This is a genomic window from Streptomyces sp. NPDC051104 (assembly GCF_040682835.1).
Taxonomy (GTDB): Bacteria; Actinomycetota; Actinomycetes; order Streptomycetales; family Streptomycetaceae; genus Streptomyces; species Streptomyces cynarae.
The window spans coordinates 61357-82362 of record NZ_JBFBBS010000023.1 but is presented as its reverse complement, the minus strand read 5'-3'; the positions used below and the strand labels follow the sequence as shown (position 1 = coordinate 82362).

At 70.8% G+C, this 21006-nt stretch carries 19 protein-coding genes and 2 pseudogenes; 12 read left to right on the top strand and 9 right to left on the bottom strand.

All coding sequences use genetic code 11. The annotated features are described in order from the left end of the window. Positions 1 to 4: 4 nt before the first annotated feature. Genes AB0N14_RS26765 through sbnA form a run of 3 tightly spaced genes read left to right on the top strand, consistent with a single transcriptional unit; the run spans position 5 to position 3171 of the window. Positions 5 to 1009 (top strand): TauD/TfdA family dioxygenase, encoded by a 1005-nt coding sequence (locus tag AB0N14_RS26765; protein ID WP_366028242.1) that lies wholly within the window; start codon positions 5 to 7, stop codon positions 1007 to 1009. Then, positions 1006 to 2076, top strand: a complete 1071-nt coding sequence (gene sbnB / locus AB0N14_RS26760) for a 2,3-diaminopropionate biosynthesis protein SbnB (RefSeq protein WP_366028241.1) — start codon at positions 1006 to 1008, stop codon at positions 2074 to 2076. Before AB0N14_RS26765 ends, sbnB begins: the two co-directional genes overlap by 4 nt. Positions 2077 to 2127: 51 nt before the next feature. Further along, a complete protein-coding gene (gene sbnA / locus AB0N14_RS26755; protein ID WP_366028240.1) occupies positions 2128 to 3171 on the top strand; it encodes a 2,3-diaminopropionate biosynthesis protein SbnA in 1044 nt (347 codons plus the stop codon). 78 nt (positions 3172 to 3249) lie between these two features. On the opposite strand, the gene AB0N14_RS26750 is transcribed toward sbnA, so the two are convergent. The 3 genes from AB0N14_RS26750 to AB0N14_RS26740 form a co-directional block, all read right to left on the bottom strand. Continuing rightward, positions 3250 to 3960: a 4'-phosphopantetheinyl transferase superfamily protein gene (locus tag AB0N14_RS26750; protein WP_366028239.1), complete on the bottom strand. Its 711-nt coding sequence runs from the start codon at positions 3958 to 3960 to the stop codon at positions 3250 to 3252. A 186-nt stretch (positions 3961 to 4146) separates the two neighbouring features. Continuing rightward, positions 4147 to 5025: a YegS/Rv2252/BmrU family lipid kinase gene (locus tag AB0N14_RS26745; protein ID WP_366028238.1), complete on the bottom strand. Its 879-nt coding sequence runs from the start codon at positions 5023 to 5025 to the stop codon at positions 4147 to 4149. Positions 5026 to 5084: 59 nt separating this feature from the next. Beyond that, positions 5085 to 6680: an FAD-binding oxidoreductase gene (locus AB0N14_RS26740; RefSeq protein WP_366028237.1), complete on the bottom strand. Its 1596-nt coding sequence runs from the start codon at positions 6678 to 6680 to the stop codon at positions 5085 to 5087. 100 nt (positions 6681 to 6780) lie between these two features. Here AB0N14_RS26740 and AB0N14_RS26735 point away from each other — a divergent pair, with 100 nt between their 5' ends. From AB0N14_RS26735 to AB0N14_RS26705, 7 genes and pseudogenes are all read left to right on the top strand, one after another. Next, a complete protein-coding gene (locus tag AB0N14_RS26735; RefSeq protein ID WP_366028236.1) occupies positions 6781 to 7380 on the top strand; it encodes a TetR/AcrR family transcriptional regulator in 600 nt (199 codons plus the stop codon). Further along, on the top strand, positions 7377 to 8981 hold the full coding sequence (locus tag AB0N14_RS26730) for a glycerol-3-phosphate dehydrogenase/oxidase (protein WP_366028235.1): 1605 nt from the start codon (positions 7377 to 7379) through the stop codon (positions 8979 to 8981). Before AB0N14_RS26735 ends, AB0N14_RS26730 begins: the two co-directional genes overlap by 4 nt. A gap of 296 nt (positions 8982 to 9277) precedes the next feature. Next, positions 9278 to 9364: pseudogene (locus tag AB0N14_RS26725) on the top strand (AraC family transcriptional regulator); the annotation flags it as partial. A 241-nt stretch (positions 9365 to 9605) separates the two neighbouring features. After that, complete coding sequence (locus AB0N14_RS26720) at positions 9606 to 10484, top strand: MBL fold metallo-hydrolase (protein ID WP_366028234.1); 879 nt, start codon at positions 9606 to 9608, stop codon at positions 10482 to 10484. Between the two features lie 135 nt (positions 10485 to 10619). After that, on the top strand, positions 10620 to 10880 hold the full coding sequence (locus tag AB0N14_RS26715; protein ID WP_366028233.1) for a hypothetical protein: 261 nt from the start codon (positions 10620 to 10622) through the stop codon (positions 10878 to 10880). Next, positions 10877 to 10999 carry a hypothetical protein gene (locus AB0N14_RS26710; protein WP_366028232.1) on the top strand — a complete coding sequence of 41 codons (123 nt, stop codon included), beginning with the start codon at positions 10877 to 10879 and terminating at the stop codon, positions 10997 to 10999. Before AB0N14_RS26715 ends, AB0N14_RS26710 begins: the two co-directional genes overlap by 4 nt. A 156-nt stretch (positions 11000 to 11155) precedes the next feature. Then, positions 11156 to 11962, top strand: coding sequence for a thioesterase family protein (locus AB0N14_RS26705; protein WP_366028230.1), 807 nt, complete (start codon positions 11156 to 11158; stop codon positions 11960 to 11962). Between the two features lie 171 nt (positions 11963 to 12133). Here the strand turns inward: AB0N14_RS26705 and AB0N14_RS26700 are convergent, their stop codons facing one another. Further along, entirely contained in the window at positions 12134 to 14386 is a 2253-nt protein-coding gene (locus AB0N14_RS26700; protein ID WP_366028229.1) for an FUSC family protein, read from the bottom strand. Positions 14387 to 14647: 261 nt separating this feature from the next. Here AB0N14_RS26700 and AB0N14_RS26695 point away from each other — a divergent pair. Then, positions 14648 to 15889 (top strand): annotated as a pseudogene (locus AB0N14_RS26695) (ThuA domain-containing protein). Between the two features lie 64 nt (positions 15890 to 15953). Here AB0N14_RS26695 and AB0N14_RS26690 read toward each other — a convergent pair. The 5 genes from AB0N14_RS26690 to AB0N14_RS26670 form a co-directional block, all read right to left on the bottom strand. Further along, a complete protein-coding gene (locus tag AB0N14_RS26690; RefSeq protein ID WP_366028228.1) occupies positions 15954 to 17324 on the bottom strand; it encodes a VWA domain-containing protein in 1371 nt (456 codons plus the stop codon). Beyond that, positions 17321 to 18178 carry a MoxR family ATPase gene (locus AB0N14_RS26685; protein WP_366028269.1) on the bottom strand — a complete coding sequence of 286 codons (858 nt, stop codon included), beginning with the start codon at positions 18176 to 18178 and terminating at the stop codon, positions 17321 to 17323. Before AB0N14_RS26685 ends, AB0N14_RS26690 begins: the two co-directional genes overlap by 4 nt. 225 nt (positions 18179 to 18403) lie before the next feature. Continuing rightward, the gene (locus tag AB0N14_RS26680; protein WP_366028227.1) at positions 18404 to 18862 is read right to left on the bottom strand and encodes an SRPBCC family protein; all 459 of its coding nucleotides are present in this window, start codon (positions 18860 to 18862) and stop codon (positions 18404 to 18406) included. 237 nt (positions 18863 to 19099) lie between these two features. After that, complete coding sequence (locus tag AB0N14_RS26675; protein ID WP_366028226.1) at positions 19100 to 19309, bottom strand: hypothetical protein; 210 nt, start codon at positions 19307 to 19309, stop codon at positions 19100 to 19102. Positions 19310 to 19779: 470 nt separating this feature from the next. Next, the gene (locus AB0N14_RS26670; protein ID WP_366028225.1) at positions 19780 to 19992 is read right to left on the bottom strand and encodes a hypothetical protein; all 213 of its coding nucleotides are present in this window, start codon (positions 19990 to 19992) and stop codon (positions 19780 to 19782) included. A 761-nt stretch (positions 19993 to 20753) separates the two neighbouring features. Between AB0N14_RS26670 and AB0N14_RS26665 the strand changes: the two genes are divergently transcribed. Next, the gene (locus tag AB0N14_RS26665; protein ID WP_366028224.1) at positions 20754 to 20894 is read left to right on the top strand and encodes a hypothetical protein; all 141 of its coding nucleotides are present in this window, start codon (positions 20754 to 20756) and stop codon (positions 20892 to 20894) included. Positions 20895 to 21006 lie beyond the last annotated feature (112 nt).

Here is a 21006-nt window from a genome sequence, read left to right as displayed (position 1 = left end):
CGAGATGTCGTCCTCATTCACCACACGACCGGTCGATCCGGACCTTCGGCTCGGCCCCGTACCGATCGTGACCACCGGCCCGACCGACGAGCCCGACCGCTGGGCCGCCGAACACCGGGACCTGCTGCGCAGCCTGGTCACCGAGCACGGTGCCGTCATGGTGCGCGGTCTGGGGCTGCACGACGTCGCCGGAACCGCGTCCGTCTTCAGCCGACTGGCCACCGGGCTGATGGTCGAGACGGAGGCGTTCGCCGCACGGCGCAGCTACGGCACCGGCGTGTACTCGTCGTCGACGTGGCCGCCCAACCGGACGATGTGCATGCACCACGAGCTCAGCTACGCGCTGCGGTTCCCGAGCCTGATGCAGTTCGCCTGCCTGGTCTCGCCCAGCCGTGGCGGTGCGACCGCCCTCGCCGACTCGCCGACCGTACTCGCCGCCCTGCCCGAGGCACTCGTCGAGCGGTTCGAGCACGAGGGCTGGTTGCTCGCCCGGAACTACAACGACGACATCGGCGCCTCCTGGACCCAGGCGTTCGGAACCGACGACCGCACAGCCGTCGAAGACTACTGCCGTGCCGCGACCATCGAGTTCGCCTGGCAACCCGACGGCGGCCTGCGCACCAGGCAACGCCGCAGCGCCGTGATCAGTCACCCGCTCACGGGGCGGCGCTGCTGGTTCAACCAGATAGCGTTTCTCAGCGAATGGACGCTGGATCCGGAGATACGCGAATACCTGGTGGATCTCTACGGGTCGGACGGGTTGCCGTTCAACACCCGTTACGGCAACGGCGATGCGATCTCACGGGACACCGTCGACCTCATCAACGAGGTCTACCAGGCCCACACCGTGTGCGAACCGTGGCAGGACGGCGACCTGCTGCTTGTCGACAACCTGCGCACCGCGCACAGCAGAGAGGCCTACGAAGGACCGCGCGACGTCATGGTCGCCTTGGCCGACGCGGTGCACCTGGCCGACTGCTCGCCGACCGTGGAGGTGATGACGCGATGACCACCACCTGCTCGCCCGCCACCCGGCTCACCCCGTCCGGGACTCTACGGGTGCCTCCCTTCGCCGTCATCTCCGGCGCGCAGGTGCAGCGTGCCCTGCAGGGGCGCGAAGAGCACATTGTGGAGCTGGTGCAGGTCGCGTACCGGCTGCACGCCGCAGGAGACTCGGTGAACCCGCCGTCCTCCTTCCTGCGTTTCCACGACCGTCCGTCCTCCCGGATCATCGCGCTACCCGCGTCGCTCGGTGGTCAGACACGGGTGGACGGCCTCAAGTGGATTTCCAGCTTCCCCCAGAACGTCACGGCCGGCATTCCGCGGGCATCGGCGGTGCTCATCCTCAACGACCATGACACCGGCTACCCGTTCGCGTGCCTGGAAAGCTCGATCATCAGCGCCTCCCGGACAGCGGCGTCGGCCGCGCTCGCAGCCGACTGGCTCAGCCGGAAACGGCCGCGCCCGACCCACCTCGGCTTTGTCGGAGCGGGTGTGATCGCCCGTTACATCCACACGTTTCTGGCCGGCACGGGCTGGTCGTTCGAGAACACCGGCGTGTTCGACCTGTCGCCGGACAACGCGACGGCCTTCCGTTGCTGCCTGGAGCAGTCGGGGGCCGCGGGGCCCGTCACCGTGCACGACAGTGCCGAGCAGGTGATCCGCCTCAGCGACCTGGTGGTCTTCGCGACGGTCGCCTCGCGTCCCCACGTCCACGACCCGGCGTGGTTCGCGCACGATCCGGTGGTGCTGCACATATCGCTGCGCGACCTGGCCCCCGCGGTACTGCTCGCCTCGGCCAACATCGTCGACGACGTGGAGCATTGCCTGCGAGCCGACACCTCACCGCACCTGACCGAACAGCTCACCGGGAGCCGGCAGTTCCTCGACGGGACGTTGGAGGACGTCATGTCCGGGCGCGTCACACCGCCGCCGGACCGTCCTGTGATCTTCTCACCCTTCGGTCTGGGAGTGCTCGATCTGGCCGTCGGCAAGTACGTCTACGACCAGGTCGCCGAGTCCGGAGGACTGAACGTCATCGACGACTTCTTCCACGAGCTGAACCGCTACGGATGAGCGGTCGGCGGCACCGCGCACCGAGCCGCCCTTCGATCCACGGAGGCCATCGTGCCAGTCATATCCGATCCGTACAGCTTCAACGAGGAGGACCTCTACGTCGACCTGCGGTCGATCTGCGGGCAGCCGCTGTTCCTGAAGTGCGAGGGGTTCAACTTCGCCGGCTCCATCAAGCTGAAGCCCGCCAGGGAGATGGTGGAGGCCGCGGAACAGGCAGGGGTCATCACACCCGACTCGGTCCTGCTCGAGTCCTCGTCGGGCAACATGGGCGTGGCCATGAGCGTGATCGCGGCCAGCAAGGGCTACCGGTTCCTGTGTGTGACGGACTCGCGCTGCAACCTGTCGACCCGGTTGTTGATGGAGGCACTCGGCGCCCATGTCCACGTCGTCACCGAGCCCAGCCCGCACGGCGGTTTCCTCGGTGCTCGCCTCGACTACATCCGCACGCAATGCGCTCGGAGCGGGAGGTACGTGTGGCTGAGCCAGTACACCAACGCGAACAACTGGAAGGCGCACTATCAGCGGACGGCCCCGGCGATCGCGCGCTCCTTCCCCCGCCTTGACGTGCTGTTCGTCGGAGCGGGCACCACCGGAACGCTCATGGGCTGTGCCCGCTGGTTCCGGCGCTGGCACCGCCCCGTGCGGATCGTCGCGGTCGACACCGTCGGCTCGGTGACCTTCGGCGGAGCGCCGGGACGCCGGATGCTTCCCGGGCTGGGGATGAGCATGCAACCGCCGCTGCTCGACACGTCGTACGTGGATGAGGCGATAGAAGTCGAAGAGGCCGACACCATCCGGGCCTGTCACCGCCTGGCCAGGCACGGTTTCCTCTTCGGGGGCTCCACGGGCACCGTGGTCAGCGGGGCGATCGACTGGCTGGCCCGATATGACACGCCGGCCCTGACCGCGGTGGCCATCGCGCCGGACCTGGGGGAGCGTTATCTCGACACCGTCTACCAGACCAACTGGATCCGGGATCTCTACGGCGACGCCGTCCTGGGCGACGATGTCGTGACGAGCGACGCGCAACTCCGTACCGATCTCCCTGAAACCAGGCCGGCATCGTCGGCTCGGTCGCCGGGCAAACGGTCGTAGGCGCCGGACGCGAAGCTCTCGGCACCTGACAGAACCGACGTGCCCACAAGGCAGTCAGGGGCGGTGTCGTTCCGGCCGTCACCGGTCTCCCACGCCTGACTGGAGCGGCCTGGCCCCGGCCACGGTGACGGCCGTCAGCACAAGGCCGGCGCCCACCACGAAACACCCGTCGAAACCAGCCGGCACCGTCTCGTCGGCGACGCGCTCGAGCAGACGCCCGTGAAAGCTCCCGCCGGAAGAGTGCACGGTGACGAACACATCGGTGAAGTCGAGCCACGTACGGGTCAGCGTGAACCGCGCCTTGTAGATGCTCTCCTTGGCGCTGAAAAGGACCCGGTCCCAGCAGACGGGCCGCGAGGGCAGGTCTTCGAGAGCCGCCCGTTCCGCTGGGGAGGTGATCGTTTCCAGGACACCGGCCGGCAGCCCCTCGTGAGGCTCCGCGTCGATCCCCACCGCCGCCAGGTCCTGCTCCAGCGCCACTGCCGCCGCGCAGTAACCAGGGCAGTGCGTGATGCTGCCGACGATTCCCCGCGGCCACACCGGTTCGCGATGCGCTCCGATCAGGATCGGGGAGGCCGGCAACCCCAGAGCTCGCATGGCGCGCCGGGCGCAGGTCCTGCCGGCGGCGAACTCCCACACCCTGGCTTGCGGGACCCGCCCCAGAACCGCGACCTCCTCGGGCAGGATCCGTACGTCGTCGTCGTGCCCCACGATCTGCGCGGCACGGGCGACGGCCGGCAGCAGCCCGCCCATCGACACCACCGGCTCGGGTACGGAAGGGACGGACATGGCACACCCACCCCACCCCTCACACGCACACAGGCGCGGCCGCGAACCGTGAGGGGGCCGGGACACGGCGGCCTTTCCTTCTTCACCCCACGACCCTGTTGTTTCCCCCTTTGTCCCATTATCCAGCGGCCGGGGCGGTTTCGGAGCCGGGAGGAAGCGGGCCGCGTGCAAGCCGGGTCGGGATCCCTAGCAGAGCACGGCGAGTGCTCCGGGCAGCACCCGGGCCGTGACGGGAAGGACGGCGTCGACCTCGCCGTCGGCGCCGCACGGCACTTCCCGGTCGGCCTCGATGCGCACCTCTCTTCCCTGCGCGATCCGTACTTCGGGCCGGTGGACGTGGGCCCCGGACTTGAGCTCGTTCATCAGGGTGAAGAAGAGCCGGCGCGGTGCTTCGCGGATCATCACCACTTCGAGCAGTCCGTCGTCGATGCGGGCGCCGGGAGCGATGATGCGGCCGGAGCCGTAGTAGGGGGAGTTGGCGGCGACGACGGTGTAGCCGCGGTGCGCGAGGTGCTCGCCGTCGACGGTGACCCGGTAGGCGGCCGGGCGCCAGGTGGCGACGGCTCTCAGTCCGCCCGCGTAGTAGGAGGCGGCGCCCTTCAGGAGTGCGGAGCGGTTGGCGTGACGGTTGGCGAGGGCGTCCACCCCCGCGTACACGCTGCCGAGGACGACACTGCGGCCATGGGCGGACTCCACTTCGATGGTGTCCACTGACCGGGGAGCGCTGTGCAGCAGTACCCGGGCCAGTGCCTCCGGGTCGGTGGGCAGGCCGAGCGCGCGGGCGAAGTCATTGCCTCGGCCGGCCGGGACCAGGCCGAAGAGCGTGTCGGTGCCGCTGAGGGCCCCACCGATGCCGCCGACGACGCCGTCGCCGCCGACCGCGAGGACCACGCGGTTTCGCTGCCCTGCCTGGCGGGCGAGTTCACAGGCGTGGGCCAGGCTGCGGCTGTACTCCGTCTCCAGCTCGGCCCCGGCCTCCCTCATCAGCCGGGCCACGTGGAGCAGTACCGGGACCCCGGTGGATCCGCCGGCGGTGGGGTTGACGATGGCGGTGAACTGTCGCATCGGTGTGCCTCCAGAGGCGCCTGACGGCTTGTGGACGGGTTGGGGGTGGGCCGGGTGGGTCAGTCGGCGGGCAGGAGGACGCCGGGATTGAGCAGACCTGTCGGGTCCAGCCGGCGTTTGACGGCCTGGAGGGCGCCGATGCCGAGCGGACCGGCCTCTCGGACGTACCAGTCGCGGTGGTCCGTGCCCACGCCGTGGTGGTGGCTGATGGTGCCGCCGGCCGTCAGGATCGCCTCGTTGGCGGCGCGCTTCGCGTGGGCCCAGTGCGCCGGGGCGTCCTCGCCCTGAGCGGAGACCACGGTGAAGTACAACGAAGCACCGTTCTCGTAGACGTGGGAGATGTGGCACATCACCAGCGGCGGCGTGCCGGACTGCGTGAGCGTGCCGGTGAGCGCCTCGCGGACGGCGGCGTACAGTCCGGGGAGGCGGGACCAGAAGGCGGCCGTCTCCAGCGTCTCGGCGAACGCCCCGGCGTCCAGCAGCGCGTCCCGCAGGTACGGAGCCGAATAGCGGCCGTGGGCCCAGCGCTCTCCCGGCTCCCGGCCCAGACAGGTGCCGCCGCCGTCGCGCAGCACGGCCGCGGCCCGTTCCCGGCGGTACGCGGTGTCCTCCTCGGTGCCCTCGTAGCCGGTGATGGCCAGACATCCGGCGTTCTGCGGCAGGCCCGAGGTGCCGATGGCGTCGGGCTGGGCGAGGCCGATCAGCGACTCCGTCTCGTCCGACAGGCGCAGCACGGTCGGCCGCGGCCCGTCCTGGGCGAGGTGCCGCAGGGCGGCTGCGCCCGCTTCGAAGGAGTCGAAGCGCCATCCTTCGTAGACGCGCGTGTGGGGGAGAGGACGGACCCGGACGGTCACCGAGGTGATGACGCCGAACGCGCCCTCGGAGCCGAGGATGAGCTGGCGCAGGTCGGGCCCGGCCGCCGAACGCGGGGCACGACCTGCCTCGAGGGTGCCGGAAGGGGTGGCGAGGGTGAGGCCGAGGACCATGTCGTCGAAGCGGCCGTACCCGGCGGAGGCCTGACCGCTGGAGCGGGCCGCGGCGAATCCGCCGATCGTCGCCCACTCGTAGGACTGCGGGAAGTGGCCGAGCATGAAGCCGTGATCGGCCAGGAGGGCTTCGGCGTGCGGGGCGCGCAGGCCGGATTGCAGGGTGGCCGTGCGGGAGACCGGGTCGAGGTCGACCAGGGCGTTCATGCGGCGCAGGTCCAGCGCGACGAAGGGGCGCCGCGGCTCGGGGGCGAGTCCGCCGACGACGGAGGTGCCGCCACCGAAAGGGACCAGGGCCAGGTCGTGCGTGGCACATGCCGTCAGCACCGCGAGCACCTCGTCGTGGCTCGCCGGGAGGGCCACGGCCGCCGGGAGGTCGCTCACGTCGCCGTCCCGGATGCGGAGCAGATCCGGCGTGGACTTGCCGCGGGTGTGCCGGATACGGGGCTCGGCGTCGGTGCGCAGATGCTCTTCACCGCCGACGGCGGTGAGCAGGGCCCGGAGCGCGGCCGGGTCGAGGAGCGGCTCGGGTACGGCGATCTCATCCAGGGCAATCGGCTCCGCGCTGCGCGGTTTGACCCCGAGCAGGTCGCGCAGCAGCCCGATCACCGAATCGGGCAGCGGTGTCGCCCTGGCCGGGTCACCCCAGCCGCTCCACAGCATGTCCATGGCGCTTGTCCTCACCGGTCGTCGCGAGTCAGTCGTCGCGGCAGTGCGGTGGCGGAGGAGTCCCGCCCCTCGCACCACCGAGGGCGTTACACTGTGACACATGACGCCTATTCGTCACAACGCCTCGGACGGCGATGCAGTGCTCGACGCGGTCCGCGACTGCGTCCTGGCCGTCGGCGTGCGGCGCACCACCCTGACCGATGTGGCCCGCCGTGCGGGCGTCTCCCGCATGACGCTGTACCGCCGCTGGCCCGATGTGCGCTCGTTGGTGGGCGACTTGATGACCCGGGAGTGGATCCAGGCGGCCACCGGCGCGATGCCCGACCCAAGGCCAGGGGCGACCACGCGCACGCGGATCGTGGACGGCCTCGTCAACGGCGTGGACGCCTTCCGGAGCCACCCCCTCTTCCGCAAGATCGTGGACGTCGATCCCGAACTGCTCATCCCCTACGTGCTGGACCGGCGCGGGGCGAGCCAGGAAGCCCTCCTGGAACTGCTTGCCGACGCCCTGCGCGAGGGGCACGCGGACGGGTCGGTACGCCCCGGTCACCCCGAACGGCAGGCCAGGTCCCTGCTCCTGGTCGCCCAGTCCTTCACCCTGTCGCTGCGCACCATGACCGACGAGGACGACGCCGAGCTGAGCACGGAGGCCTTCTCCGCAGAACTGCGGACCATCCTCGAGAGGACCCTCACACCATGAGCTCCAGCAGCAGTCCGGCCTCCTCGCAACGACCGGTCGCCGGCTCGTCCCTGACCGCGGGCCGCCGCCTGCGCGAACTGGCTGAGACCGTCGGCGGCGCGCCCGTGGACGTCCTGGTGGTCGGCCTCGGCGCGACCGGCGCCGGGGCCGCCCTGGACGCCGCCGCCCGCGGACTGACGGTCGCCGCCGTCGACGCCCACGACCTGGCCTTCGGCACCTCCCGCTGGAGCTCCAAGCTCATCCACGGCGGACTGCGTTACCTCGCCTCCGGCCAGCTCGACGTCGCTCACGAGAGCGCCCTCGAACGCGGCCTCCTGATGGAGCGCACGGCTCCGCACCTGGTGCGGGCCCAGCCGTTCGTGCTGCCCCTGACCCCGCTGGTCTCCCGAGGCCAGGCGGCGTTGGCCTGGGCCGGGTTCCGCGCCGGCGACACGCTGCGTCTGGCGGCACGCACGGCGCGGACCACACTGCCTGCACCGCGCAGGCTCTCCGCTGCGCAAACCCGTCACCTGGCTCCCGCACTGCGTGGCTCCGGGCTCCGCGGCGGACTGCTGTCCTGGGACGGCCGGGTGACCGACGACGCCCGCCTGGTCACCGCGATCGCGCGTACGGCGGCGGCGCGGGGCGCACGGATCCTCACCCGGGTGCGGGCGCTGGAACTGACCGCGTCCGGTGCCCGGATACGGGACGAACTCACCGGCGAGGAAGGCGAGATCCGCGCCCGCGCGGTGATCAACGCCTCCGGCGTGTGGGCGGGCGGCCTGGTGGACGGGGTCCGCATACGGCCCTCGCGCGGCACCCACCTCGTCCTGCGCGCGGACCACCTGGGCTTTCTGCCGGCCGGCCTGCACATCCCGATCCCCGGCGAGACCAACCGCTTCGTCCTCGTCCTGCCGCAGGGCGACGGCCGGGTCTACGTCGGGCTCACCGACGAACCCGTGGAAGGCGACGTACCGGACGTGCCCGACGTACCGGAGACCGACATCGGATTCCTGCTCGACGTCCTCGGCTCCGCACTGGACGTCCCCGTCCACCGCGGCGACGTCGTGGGCGCGTTCGCGGGACTGCGGCCGCTGCTGGACGGCACTTCGGGCGGGGACCCGGGCGCGGCGCCGAGCACCGCCGACATCTCCCGCAGACACGCCGTGCTCACCTCGCCGGAGGGAGTGGTCACCGTGGTGGGCGGCAAACTGACCACGTATCGGCGCATGGCCGAGGACGCGGTCGACGCCGCTGTCGCCACCCACGGCCTGTCCGCCGGTACCTCCCCGACCAGCGCCCTCCCTCTGGTCGGTGCCGCACCGCCCCGGGCGCTCGGCGCCCTCCGTGCGCCGCGACGCCTGATCAACCGCTACGGCACCGAGGCACCGGCCGTCCACGCGCTGGTCACGGCCGACCCCCGGCTCGGTCGGCCCGTCCTGGAAGGGCACCCGGTGACCCGCGCGGAGCTGCTGTGGGCCGTACGCCACGAAGGGGCACTCGACGCGGCCGACCTCCTCGACCGTCGCACCCGCATCGGGTTGGTCCCCGACGACCGAGCCACCGCGCTGGAAGCCGCACGGGAAGTACTCGACGAGTCCGGGTCGGCGACTGACCGGTAGCGCGTCTGACCCGCCCGCGAAGGACGCGGGCGGGTCAGACGCGGCTGGGCTCGGTGGCGTTCCCGCCGCCGTCCCCCATCCCGTCTGCTGCCGGACCTGGAAGGCGACGAAGGTGCTCATGGCGACGGAGGCGATCGACCGGCAGACCACCGCGAGCGAAAGCCGCACGAACGAAGGCCAGTGGTCCCGCCCCGCCGCGGCCGGCGTGCTGGGACCTGTGCGCGGCGCCTTCTCCACGGCGCGCAGCACCGGCAGCGTCAGCACGCCGCCGACCAGACCGCGAAGGATCAGCAAGGGTCACGGTCGTGGCGCGCCGGTGCGGCTGGTCATCGGCGAGGGCGTTCATCGATGTCTTCCGCCGCGCCTTCGGCTACACCCCGGGACCGCCTCGGGCGGGCGGCCGGCGGAGTGACAGTACGCGTGGCGGGGGGTCGTCCTCCGCAACGGTGTGCACGGCTGCTGGTACGGACCGGATGCCCGGCCTGCGCGTATGCGCTGGACAACCTGACCGAGCGCCGTGTCCGGCGTGCCGTGGTAGCGTCGCGCGGAGTTCGCAGGTGCCCGCCCCCTCGACGAGATGGGCGCCGTATTCGGCGTGCCAGGGCGACACACCGGAGGGTCCTCATGGAGACGGACAAGCACTGGGTCGAATTCGCTGGTGAGGATCCCCGGCCGCGTCCACTCGACGTCCGATGGATCCATGGCTCGCCGTCGGCCAAGCACAACACCGACCCGGACATCCAGGTCCACAGGTACGACGAGCACACGTTCGTTCTTCGGCAGAACATGGCGATCAATTACGAAGCGCCGTTTCTCTTCCTGCTTTTCGGCCGTGCTCAGGCCGTGTTGATCGATACCGGTGCCACCGCATCCGCCGAGTTCTTCCCCTTGCGCCGGACGGTCGACGAACTCGTCGCCGACTGGCTCGTGCGACACCCGCGGGACGGGTACCACCTGCTGGTCCTCCACACGCACCCGCACGGAGACCACATCGCGGGCGACGCCCAGTTCTCCGACCGTGCCGCGACCACGGTGGTGGGAGCGGACCCGGCCACCGCCTGGGCGTACTTCGGATTCGGCGAGGATCCCGACGCCGTGGCCGAGGTCGACCTCGGCGGTCGTGTGCTGGAGTGCCTGGCCACCCCGGGCCATCATGAAGCGGCGGTGACGTTCTATGACCGGTGGACCGGGTTTCTGCTCACCGGTGACACGGTCTATCCGGGCCGGCTCTACATCCAGGACTGGACCGCCTTCGCGCGGACCATCGACCGCCTCATCGAGTTCTCCGACAGCCACCCCGTCACCCACGTGCTCGGATGCCACATCGAGATGACCCGGCAGCCGGGCGTGGACTACCCGATCCGCACCACCTACCAGCCAGACGAGCCCCCGCTGCAGATGACCACCCGTCACCTGCATGACATCCGCGCGGCGATCACGGGGATGGGCGACCATCCCGTCCGACGCGCCTTCCGCGACTTCGTCCTGTGCCCGAATCCCTGAACAGCGGGGCCGGTCCCATCCTGTCAGTTCACACGGTGGCGGGCGACAAGTGGGGCCTTGACCAGGCGTCGTGCCACTGCTTAGCGTGCTCGCAGTGGCTGAGCCACTGGTCCATGAGCGCAGTGGAGATGGTCCGTGGCGGCAGAGAGCATCCGGCGTCAGACGGGGGTCGACCTCCTGGAGGCCCGGCTGCGCGACGCCATCTTCAGTGGGACCCGCCCCCGGGGTGTCTCCAGCCCTCGGAGCGGAGTCGACGCCGTCGCCGCTCAGCTCGCCGATGTGGAAGTCCGCCGTGAGCCGGCTCGGTCCACCGGCAACAGGGTGTACCTGCTGTTGCGCCCTTCGAGGACCCGGCCAAGGCGGCTGCCCAACTCGGCCCGCTGGTGCGGGCCGTGATCGACCGCAGGCCGCAGGACGCGGAGCGGGCAGCGGAGAAGTATCTGCGTGACACGGAGAAGGTCATGCTGGGCGCGCTCGGGAATCGACGCTCCAAACAGTCGGCCCGTGTCTCCTGACCGGCCTGCGACCGCGGCAGGCCGCACGGCGGGCGAGGACCGTCCGGCTCCGGCCCGTGGACAGTACAGCGCCCGTCACATCGGCCGCGGCGCGGGAACCCCCACCCGCTGTCGAAGGCAATCAGTCGGCCCAAGCGGCCGGAGGAAGGCGGAACGGTGGTCAGCCGGATCAGCGATGCCGAGGCGTTCTTCGAGCAGGTGGCGGAAGAGCGCTTCGTTCCCACGGCCTACACCCGGGGCCCCTGGGATGCGCACTGCCAGCACGCCGGGCCACCCGCTGCCCTGCTCGGCCGAGCCGTGCAGTTGCGTCCGGGCGCCCGCGAAGACATGCGTCTTGCCCGGATCACCTTTGAGATTCCCCGTCCGGTGCCGTTGCGTCCGCTGTCCGTGACCACCCGTCTGGTGAAGGAGGGGCGCAGTGTGGAGTTCGTCGAGGCCGCCCTGACAGCCGAATCGGGGGAGGAGGTGATGCGGGCCAGGGCACTGCGGATTCGTACCGTCCCCGGGTCCGTGCCGGCCACGAGTGAGTCTCTCGCCGTACCGGCTCCCGAAGCCTCCCGTCAGGAGCCGTTCTTCCCGGTGCCCTGGGACATGGGTTACCACACGGCCATGGAATGCCGCTTCGCAGCAGGTTCCTTCCTGGAGCGCGGGCCTGCGACCTGCTGGATGAGGATGCGCGTCCCCGTGGTGGCCGGGGAGAAAACCATGCCCTCGGACCGTGTCCTGGTGGCCGCCGACTCCGGTAACGGCCTGAGCAACGTGCTGGACTTCGCCACGCACGTGTTCATCAACCCCGACCTGACCGTACACCTGCACCGGCATCCCATCGGCGAATGGGTCTGCCTCGACGCCCGTACCAGCATCGACGCCGACGGACTGGGGATGGCCGAGGCCGCACTCCATGACCCCCGGGGTGCGATCGGCCGCAGCGTACAGAGCCTGTTCGTGAGCAGCCGTGGGTGAGGCGTCGGCGGGACGCCCATCGCGGTGGGTACCGGTGTCGGGCGAGCGTGGTGGTCAGGCGGATCGGGAGGCGGCCAGGGCCACGGCCGAGGCGGTCCGCTGGAGGCCGTCGCCCGCGCAGTCGGGGAAACCGCCGCACCACCGGGGAGCCGTCCCGAAAGGCGCCGCCCGTCACCGCTTTCGCGCGGCCACCGGCACTCTCAGTGGGCGGGCCAGGCCGACGACCGCCTCGTCCAGGCGCTGCAGGTGCCGCAGCACCCGGTCGGTGATCCGCCCGTACCGCGGTGCGCCGGCCGTGTCGGACACCAGCAGGGAGGCGATGCTCGGTCCCGTCTCGACCTCGTCGGTGGCGTGTTGGTCCGCCACATGCGCGCTGATGGCCGCGATGTTGTCCGTGATGCGGTCACATGCCCGGCGCAGCCGCGGATCCGCCGCGATCGAGGGATGGGTGGCCACGAGCTCGGCGGTCGCGGCCAGGGAACGCGCGTGGTAGGCACATGTCTCCAGGACCGCGACCACGTACTGGGCCGTGTTCCGCCGCGCCCGCAGCGGTGTGATCGGGTGGGTCAGCGGCTGCGTGGCCGCCCGCAGGTCGCCGAGTGCCTCGTCCAGGTCGCGCGCCTTGTCGAGCAGACCTGCCCCGGGCCCGCCGCTGAGCTGGTCGACGGCGGCGTCGGTGACGTCGGCGAGCCGCTCCAGCACAGTGGCGAGCAGCTCGTTCGTGCGGCGGTCCGTGGCCACCGGAAGCACCATTGCCGCCGCGACGATCCCGCAGGCCGCGCCGAGCGCCGTCTCCTCCACGCGCAGTACCAGCACCGACAGGCTGTAGGTGTGCAGCAGCGTGTACAGCAGACCCAGCGCCGCGGTCACGAAGAACGACATCAGTGTGTACGACAGCGGGGCCGTGTAGAACATCGCGAAGACGCACAGCAACACCAGCCCCAGCGCCGTCCACGTGTGGTGCCCCACCAGCCCCGCCAGGACGATGCCGGCCACGACACCGAGGACGGTGCCCACCAGACGGCGGTAGCCCTTGACCAGGACCTCGCCCGTCGACGAGGTGTTCATGAAGACGATCCAGCAGGTCAGCACCGCCCAGTACCAGCGATGGCTGGAGAGGAACTCGCCACCGACGATGGCCAGGGCCGAGCCCACGGAAACCTGCACTGCCGCACGCGTGGTGGGCCGCCGCAGCCCCCTCGGCTCCTGCTGTGTCTCGCGCTCGCTCTCCTGGGCGCCCTCGATGGCGGCGTTCTCGGCGTCCAGCTCCTCCCTCGAGCGCGTCGTCGCGGGCGTGTCGTCGGACTCGTCCTGCGCTTCCTCCAGCGCGACCCTGAGCCCCAGCACGGCCCGCGCGGCCTCGCCGATGCCCCGGAAGACGTCCTGCACGGCTCTCGACGCCGACGGCAGGTTCTCCTCGTCCCGGTAGCCGAGCAGCCGGTTGCGCACATGGGCCACTCCCGTCCCGCCGCGCTGCCCGACGGGCCGCAGCAGGAGCAGGCGGAGCGCCTGTAGTTCGCGGCGGAGCGTGTCGATCGCCTCGTCCCGCACCGGCAGGTGGCCGCCCGGGGGCACGTGCGCGCCGGGCAGGTGCAGGGTGAGTGTGTCCGCCCGCTCGGCACTGCGGGCGTTCAGCAGCAGCAGCCCGAGCCGCTCGGCGGCGATCTCGGCGTCCGCGATCCGGCGCTGCAGCACCTGCGCCACGGCTTCGTCGGATGTCCCGTCGTGCAGCCGGCCCTGGATCATCATGGCCGTCTCGTGCAGCCGTGCGGTGCCCTCTCGCACCTCCTCCAGAGCCTTGTCCGCGTCGTCGGGACCCGCGTCCAACAGCTCCAGCTGCGCCGACACGAGCTGGGCGAGGCGCACGCGGAAGGCGTCGCGCAGTCGTTGCAGGATGCCCGCGGGCGTCTCGTACACGACCAGGAACCGTACGAAGGCGCTGCAGGCGAACGCGAGCGCGATGACGCCGTACAGCCGCGGCAGCGTCGAGAGTGTGGCGCCGACGAACAACGACAGGAAGTACATCTGGAAGCCGATCAGCCCCAGCGCGGTGCCCCGGTCACCGAACCGGCGGCTGTAGACCGCGCAGAAGATCAGGAGGACGAAGAACACATCCCCGGCCACGACGTACGCATTCAGCAGCGCCCCCAGGGACACGGACGCCAGGGCCACCGGCAGACCCAGGGCGAGCGTGACGGCCTGCCGGCCGCGCTGCTTCTCCCGGATGACGAAGGTGGCCACCATGGCCGCGATCGCGCCGGCCACCAGATGCGGCAGGGGGGCGCGCAGCACGGCGAGCACGGCCAGGGTCAGAGCGATCGCGCCCGCCGTCCGCGACCCGGCGGCGAGTCTGAGCAGCCCGGGGTCCGACGCGGTGATGCGATCCCGCAGCCGTGCTGCGACCGGCCGTCCCGCTGCCTTCACGCCGCTGTACTCTCCCCACTCGACTGGATGATCTGCTTCCCCAGCATGCCACTGCCGGAGGCACGTGACGCGGTTCCGGCCGTGGCCGACGGCCGGTCCCCCCGCTCACCGTCGTGCCGTCGACCGCGACTCCGCCTGCGTGGCCGTCCCGACGCGCTGCAACTAGGTCTGGACCATTGACATGGGCATGCGCTAGACGTAGGGAATGCAGTGGTTGGGCGCAGGTCCCCATTCCTCCCCAGCACGAGGAAGCGGCCCCACATGTTCAGACCTCGCACCGCCCGCCGGTGGTCCCGGACCCTGCCACGGTTGTTGGCGCTGTTCGCCGTGCTGCTCGGCCTGCAGGCGGGTCCGGCGCACGCCGCGCAGGCGGCGCCCGCCTTCAAGGTGATCGCCTTCTACGACGGGACGTACGACGCGGCGCACATCAGCTTCGTCCACGAGGCCAACTCCTGGTTTCCTCAGGCCGCCGCGCAGTACGGCTTCTCGTACACCGCGACGAACGACTGGAACCAGCTGAACACCGCCAACCTGGCCGACTACCAGGTGGTGATGTTCCTCGACAACTACCCCCACACCGCCGCGCAGCAGTCGGCGTTCCAGACGTACATGAACAACGGCGGCGGCTTCCTGGGTTTCCACGTCTCGGCTTTCAACACCGACAGCAGCGACTGGCCCTGGTACCACAACACTCTCCTGGGAACGGGCACCTTCCAGACCAACACCTGGGGGCCGACCGCCGAGACGCTCAGGATCGACGACCCCACCCACCCGGCGACGGCGGGCCTGCCCGCCACGATCACCTCCTCGGTCAGCGAGTGGTACAGCTGGCAGTACGACCTGCGGCAGAACCCGGCGATCGACATCCTGGCGTCGATGGATTCCTCCACGTTCCCGGTCGGCACGGACCCCGGCCAGTCCTGGTCCGGCGGCTACTACCCGATCATCTGGTCCAACCGGAACTACAAGATGATCTACGCCAACTTCGGCCACAACGCGATGGACTACTCCACCAACACCACCCTGTCCTCGACCTTCGCCAGCGCCCAGCAGAACCAGTTGCTCCTCCACGGCCTGCGCTGGCTGGGCGGACAGTCGGGCCCGGTCACCCCGCCGCCCCCCACCGGGCCGATCCACGGCTACGGCGGCTAGTGTGTGGACGTGGCCGGTGCCGGCAGCGCCAACGGCACGGCGGTGCAGCTGTACGACTGCAACGGAACGAGCGCGCAGAACTGGACGGTGGCCGGCGACGGCACCCTGCAGGCGCTCGGCAAGTGCATGGACATCACCTCGGGCGGTACGGCAAACGGCACCAAGGTGCAGCTGTACGACTGCAACGGCTCCGGCGCGCAGAAGTGGCAGCGCGGCACGGCCGGTTCGCTGGTGAACCCGCAGTCCGGGAAGTGTCTGGATGCCACCGGTCCCAGCTCCGCCAACGGCACCCGGCTGCAGATCTGGTCGTGCACCGGCGCGGCCAACCAGAGCTGGACACTGCCGTCGTGACGGCGAGTACCTGCTGACGGAGAAGCACCGGGACTTCGGCCCGGTGCTCGCCGCGTGACGCTGGTCAGACCGGCAGCAGCCGGGCGATGAGCGCGCTGAGCTGCCTCGCGTTGCGGCACTCGTACATCTCGACGACATCGGCGTAGGCCGGTGCCGCCGAGTCACCCGTGCCCCACTGGGAGCGCGGCTCGGGGTTCAGCCAGTAGACGCAGCGGGCTCGCTGGGCGATGTGCCGCACAGTCGGCAGATTCGGATCAGCCATGTTAGTCCGGGCATCGCCCAGGACGAACACAGTGGTGCGCGAGCCCACGGCGTCGCCGTACCGCTCGGTGAACTCGCCGAATGCGGTTCCGTAGTCGCTGCTGCCGTGCCAGCCCGTCAGTGCCGCTTCCGAGCGGATCCGGGCGCCCAGAGCGCCGGGATCGGCCGCGCCGTGCACCAGCATCCTCGTCACCTCGTCGATCTGATTGACGAAGGCGAAGACCCGTACCTTGCTGAACTGGTCATGCAGTGCTTGCACCAGCAGCATCGTGAAGTCCGAGAACCCCTGCACCGAACCCGAGACATCGCACAGCAGCACCAGCTCGGGCCGGACGGGACGGCGCCGGCGCAGCACGGGCCGTATCGGCACACCGCCCGTCGACAGCGACCCGCGCAAGGTGCGCCGCAGGTCGATGGTGCCGCGGGCGGCGCGCCTGCGGCGCGCGGCGAGCCGGGTGGCAAGTTTGCGTGCGAGCGGCTGAACGATCCTGCGCAACTCGGCGAGTTGATCCCGCCCGGCGGACAGGAAATCGACCCGGTCCGCCGTGGTGGCCACGGCCCGACGCGCGATCTCGTCCCGGCCGCGCCGCTCGGCGACACGGCGCCGCGCCTCCGCGGCCACCTGCTCACGGAAAACTTGGATGCGCCTGCGGATCTCGTCCTCGAGCAGCCGGTCGGTGAACCCCGCCTCTGCTTCCTGAGCCCGGATGCCGTCGCGGACGCGCGCCAGCAGCGTCTGCGGGCGGAGCCGCTCGAGGGTCTGGTACGACGACCAGCCGTCCGACTCCGGCGATGATCCGTACCCGCCGAAGCCGTCCACCGCCTCAGCCGCCAACTGCGCCATCGTCCCTCGGTCGTTGGCTGCCAGTGCCTCCGCGAGCCGGTTCCGCAGTCCCTCCCGGTCCGCAGGAGCTTCGGTGGCGTGGACCCCGACGCGAGCCGGGAAGTACACATCGAAGACGGCGTCGAACACCCGCCGCTGGCCCTCGGTGTGCAGCAGGCCGGCCGCCAGCCCCTCACGCAGCAACGCGCGGTCCGCCAGGCCGAGTACTTCCACCACCCGCGCGGCATCCAGGGTCTCGCCCGTGCCGATCCCTATGCCGTGCGAACGCAGCGCGTCGACCAGACCCGTCAGCCGCTCGGGGACACCGGTCGCCGGTGCGGAGGCGCTCACACGGCATCCAGGTCGAGCTTCGACGCCGCCTTGAGGACATCCTCCTGATGCTTGAGGACCACGCCGAGGGTCTCGCGCACGACGGTCTCCTCGAGCGTGCCGGCGCCGAGGGCGAGCAGGGTGCGCGCCCAGTCGATCGTCTCGGCGACCGAGGGAACCTTACGCAGGTCCATCTCACGCAGCGCCCTGACCACCCGCACCAGGGACTCGGCCAGCGCCTCGTCGAGGCCCGGAACCTTGAGCCGGACGATGCGATGCTCCAACTCCTCGTCCGGGAAGCCGATGTGCAGGAAGAGGCAGCGGCGGCGCAGCGCCTCCGACAGCTCGCGGCTCGCGTTCGAGGTGAGCACCACGAAGGGGCGCCTGGCCGCAGTGATCGTGCCCAGTTCGGGGACGGTGACCTGGAAATCGCTGAGCACCTCCAGGAGCAGGCCCTCCACCTCGACGTCCGCCTTGTCCGTCTCGTCGATCAGCAGCACCTTCGGTTCGTCCCCGCGGATGGCAGTCAGCAGCGGACGCGCCAGCAGGAACTCCTCGCTGAAGATGTCCGTGCGCGTCTCGTCCCACGCTTCGTCACGGCCCGCGCTGATGCGCAGCAGCTGTTTGGCGTGGTTCCACTCATACAACGCCCGCGACTCGTCGATGCCTTCGTAGCACTGCAACCGGACCAGCCGTGCCCCGGCGACCTGCGCGACGGCCTTGGCGAGTTCGGTCTTGCCGACCCCGGCGGGACCCTCCACCAGCAGCGGCTTGCCGAGCCGGTCGGCGAGGAAGACCGTCGTGGCCACCGCTGGCGACGCCAGATACCCGGTCTCGGCGAGGCGCGCGGAGACCTCGTCGACGGATGCGAACAGCAACGGAGCCTCCATCCTTGCGCGGTACACGTCCGTGGCTATCTAAGCGCTTGCTCACCGTGTTGTCACCCGTGACGGTGCATGCGTTGCCGGCGGCGGGGCCGGTCGCGTACGACCTGCGAGGTCGACGACCGGTAGCAGTTCGCACGGTGACGGGACGTGTCGTGCCCTTGCCGCGCGGGCCACGTGTACGGGGCCCACCGGGGGCGGCCCGCCGGGAGGCCGTCAGGCCGACCGCGCCAGGCGGGCCGACAGAACCCGGGCCCGGGCCTGCTGGACCGCGCCCGCCTGGGAGGCGGCGAAGCGCAGCAGACCCGGGGGCGTCCGCAGACGCAGGGTGTCGGTGACGACGCTGCCGACCTCGTGATGGTCGATGGCGAAGCGGTAGCTCATGCGGACCCGGCCGGGGCTGCGGACCTCGCCGGAGATCTCGGCGGAGTGCGGGAGACCGTCCGGGACGGCGACGAGCGTGACGTCGATGATGTTGTCGTGCCGCAGGACGCCCAGGAACCGGAAGCGCTCCACGGCCGTGTAGTGCACGGTCCCCCCGCTGCGCTGCACGTCGCGGACGGCGACGAGGAGTGGCGACAGGCCGATGTAGTGCGACGGTTCGGCCAGGTGCGCGAAGACCTCCTCCGGCGGCGCGGCGATCTGGAACGTGTGCTTCAGCTCGGCGGACGGCACCTCGGACCCCTCCTCGAACAGCGCGGTGGCACGGTGATCCTCCCATCGCCGGAGCGAGCGCGGCGGGCGTCAGAGCGGAAGTCCCCGCCGGGGGTAGGGCGGCCTGCCCCGTTCTTCACCGTTGCTGCGCGAGCCACTCGTCGAAAGTGGTCGGTGCGATGCGTCCGTCCTCGCTGGGCAGGAGCACGTCACCGGCCATCTCCACGCCGTGCACCGACGACCACGTCGGCACGAGTTTCACTGCGTGGCCGCGCGCGTCGTGCGTGCGCCGGGCGACGAGGGCCTCCACGCCGGCCAGGGCGGCGCCAAGGCCTCGCCGGTCGACAGGTCGACACCGAGCGAGCGGCTGATGCGCACGACGTCGTGTCCGGCCCCTTCCAGGGCGGCCACGGTGAGGGCCCCGATGGTCCCGGTCGCACCGGCGACGGCGATTCGCATGGTGTGCATGGCGCGCCCGGTGCTCCCGCCGGGTGGCCGGTACGAGCACAGGCTCTTCACCGAGGGCCACGGCCGCGCCACCGTCTACCTCCCGGCCGAGCCGCCGCTGCGACCAGGTGCACCGGCCACCGTGAGGAAAGTCCAACTGCCCCGGCGGACCGCCGCCGTCGCCACCCGCTGCGGTCCGCACGACGACCTCGACCCCACCTGCGCCGCCGTGGGCTCCTTCGCCGCCCAGAACGGTCTGCGGTCCCATGACCTCGTCGAGGGGGTCTATCTCGTCGGGCCGCCGACGCCGACCAGCCCGATCGCTGGCGCACCATCGTCGCATGGCTGCTCGCCTCCCACGCCGGTCCACCGCCGGCGTAGAGGCAGGAACCGGGGGAGGGGCGGTTCACCCCCGTGGGTGAGGATCGCCCGCGTCCGCGGAGCCCTGAGCCGGACGGCCCGGGGTCGGTCGTCACCCTCTTCACCGCTGGTCATGGGCGCCGGTTTCGCAGCTGCGATGTGGCCTGGGGTGCGGTGCCGGTGTCGTCGTCCTCTCGGTCGGCGTGGGGCTGGCAGGTGGAGCACAGTTCGTGGTGGCCCCAGTGGGTGATCACACTGCCCCAGCCGTTGCATACTTCACAGCCGAGGGCGGAAGCAGCGTCGGCGCGGGGGTTGGGCTCGGGAGCTTTCGCTCCGTGGATCATGCGGTCTCCTGGCATCGAGGCTGTCGGCGGTGGGTGCGCGTCTTCCCTACGCGATGCCCACTTTATACCGTTTACCGCCCGATTGTGCCCGTTTTGGCAGTTTTTCTGACCGGTTCTGATTGCGGCAAGAAAGACGGCATCAGTGCGTGACCCCGGAAGCACGAACCGTCACCAAGGTCGGCATCGGGCAACGCTTGCCGCCGGCAGCGTGCGGCCCGCTCCGTTCAAGGCGTCGGTCGTCGGTGCCGTCGAGTGTGAAGCACACAGTGAGGCCGTCTACGGCACAGCGGCGCCGTACGGGGGTGGCCGTAGGTGATATCGGCTCGTGGTGTGCGTGGTCCGGTGATTTCGGCCGACGTTGCCGCTGCGTACGGCCCTCGTCGACATGCACGCTCCGGTACTCGACCGCATCCTGAGAGCGGCCCGATCAGGTGCCAAGAACCGGCCGAACCGGAGAAGTCCGTGATCCTGCTCGTCTTGCTCCTGCCCACCCTGTTGATCATCCTCCTTGTGCGGGCCGCTCCACATCTCATGGCCCGGCAGGGACGGGACGTTCTGCGTGATGCACAGCGCCGGGTGCGGCGCCGGCTTCCGCGCCCGCCTCCGCGTTGAGGCCGCACCGGGGTCGCTCGTCTCGCGGGGGTGCTCCGTGGTGGGTCGTCCGGGGAGGCGAAGCCGTGCTGCTGAACAGGGCACCCCGGCCGGCGTGCGTCAGCAGAGCCGGGCGAGGGCGGCTTCGGAGGGGCTCAACGGCAGACGGCTTGCCGACAGGCGTCCAACTCGTCGCCACCTGGTACGCCGAGGACGTGCTGCTCCGGCTGGCATCGCTCCTGGAGTCCGCCAGCCCGGTACGCGAACGCCGCCCACCACTGACCACCGGCCCGGCCGCCACCGACTCCTGAAGCCGAGTACGTCCGCGGTCGTCCTCCAGGTCAGTGACCTTGGACGTGCCGGGAATGGGCACATGACCTCGGAGCGGGCCGGCAGCCAGGGAAGCAGGGCCACCGCCAGACC

Bases quoted from the DNA above. Each gene is read 5' to 3' on its own strand.
- AB0N14_RS26675 (WP_366028226.1), bottom strand. From the start codon at position 19,309: ATGCACACCATGCGAATCGCCGTCGCCGGTGCGACCGGGACCATCGGG.
- sbnB (WP_366028241.1), top strand. From the start codon at position 1,006: ATGACCACCACCTGCTCGCCCGCCACCCGGCTCACCCCGTCCGGGACT.
- AB0N14_RS26670 (WP_366028225.1), bottom strand. From the start codon at position 19,992: ATGATCCACGGAGCGAAAGCTCCCGAGCCCAACCCCCGCGCCGACGCT.
- AB0N14_RS26750 (WP_366028239.1), bottom strand. From the start codon at position 3,960: ATGTCCGTCCCTTCCGTACCCGAGCCGGTGGTGTCGATGGGCGGGCTG.
- AB0N14_RS26735 (WP_366028236.1), top strand. From the start codon at position 6,781: ATGACGCCTATTCGTCACAACGCCTCGGACGGCGATGCAGTGCTCGAC.
- AB0N14_RS26765 (WP_366028242.1), top strand. From the start codon at position 5: ATGTCGTCCTCATTCACCACACGACCGGTCGATCCGGACCTTCGGCTC.
- AB0N14_RS26740 (WP_366028237.1), bottom strand. From the start codon at position 6,680: ATGGACATGCTGTGGAGCGGCTGGGGTGACCCGGCCAGGGCGACACCG.
- AB0N14_RS26720 (WP_366028234.1), top strand. From the start codon at position 9,606: ATGGAGACGGACAAGCACTGGGTCGAATTCGCTGGTGAGGATCCCCGG.
- AB0N14_RS26730 (WP_366028235.1), top strand. From the start codon at position 7,377: ATGAGCTCCAGCAGCAGTCCGGCCTCCTCGCAACGACCGGTCGCCGGC.
- AB0N14_RS26745 (WP_366028238.1), bottom strand. From the start codon at position 5,025: ATGCGACAGTTCACCGCCATCGTCAACCCCACCGCCGGCGGATCCACC.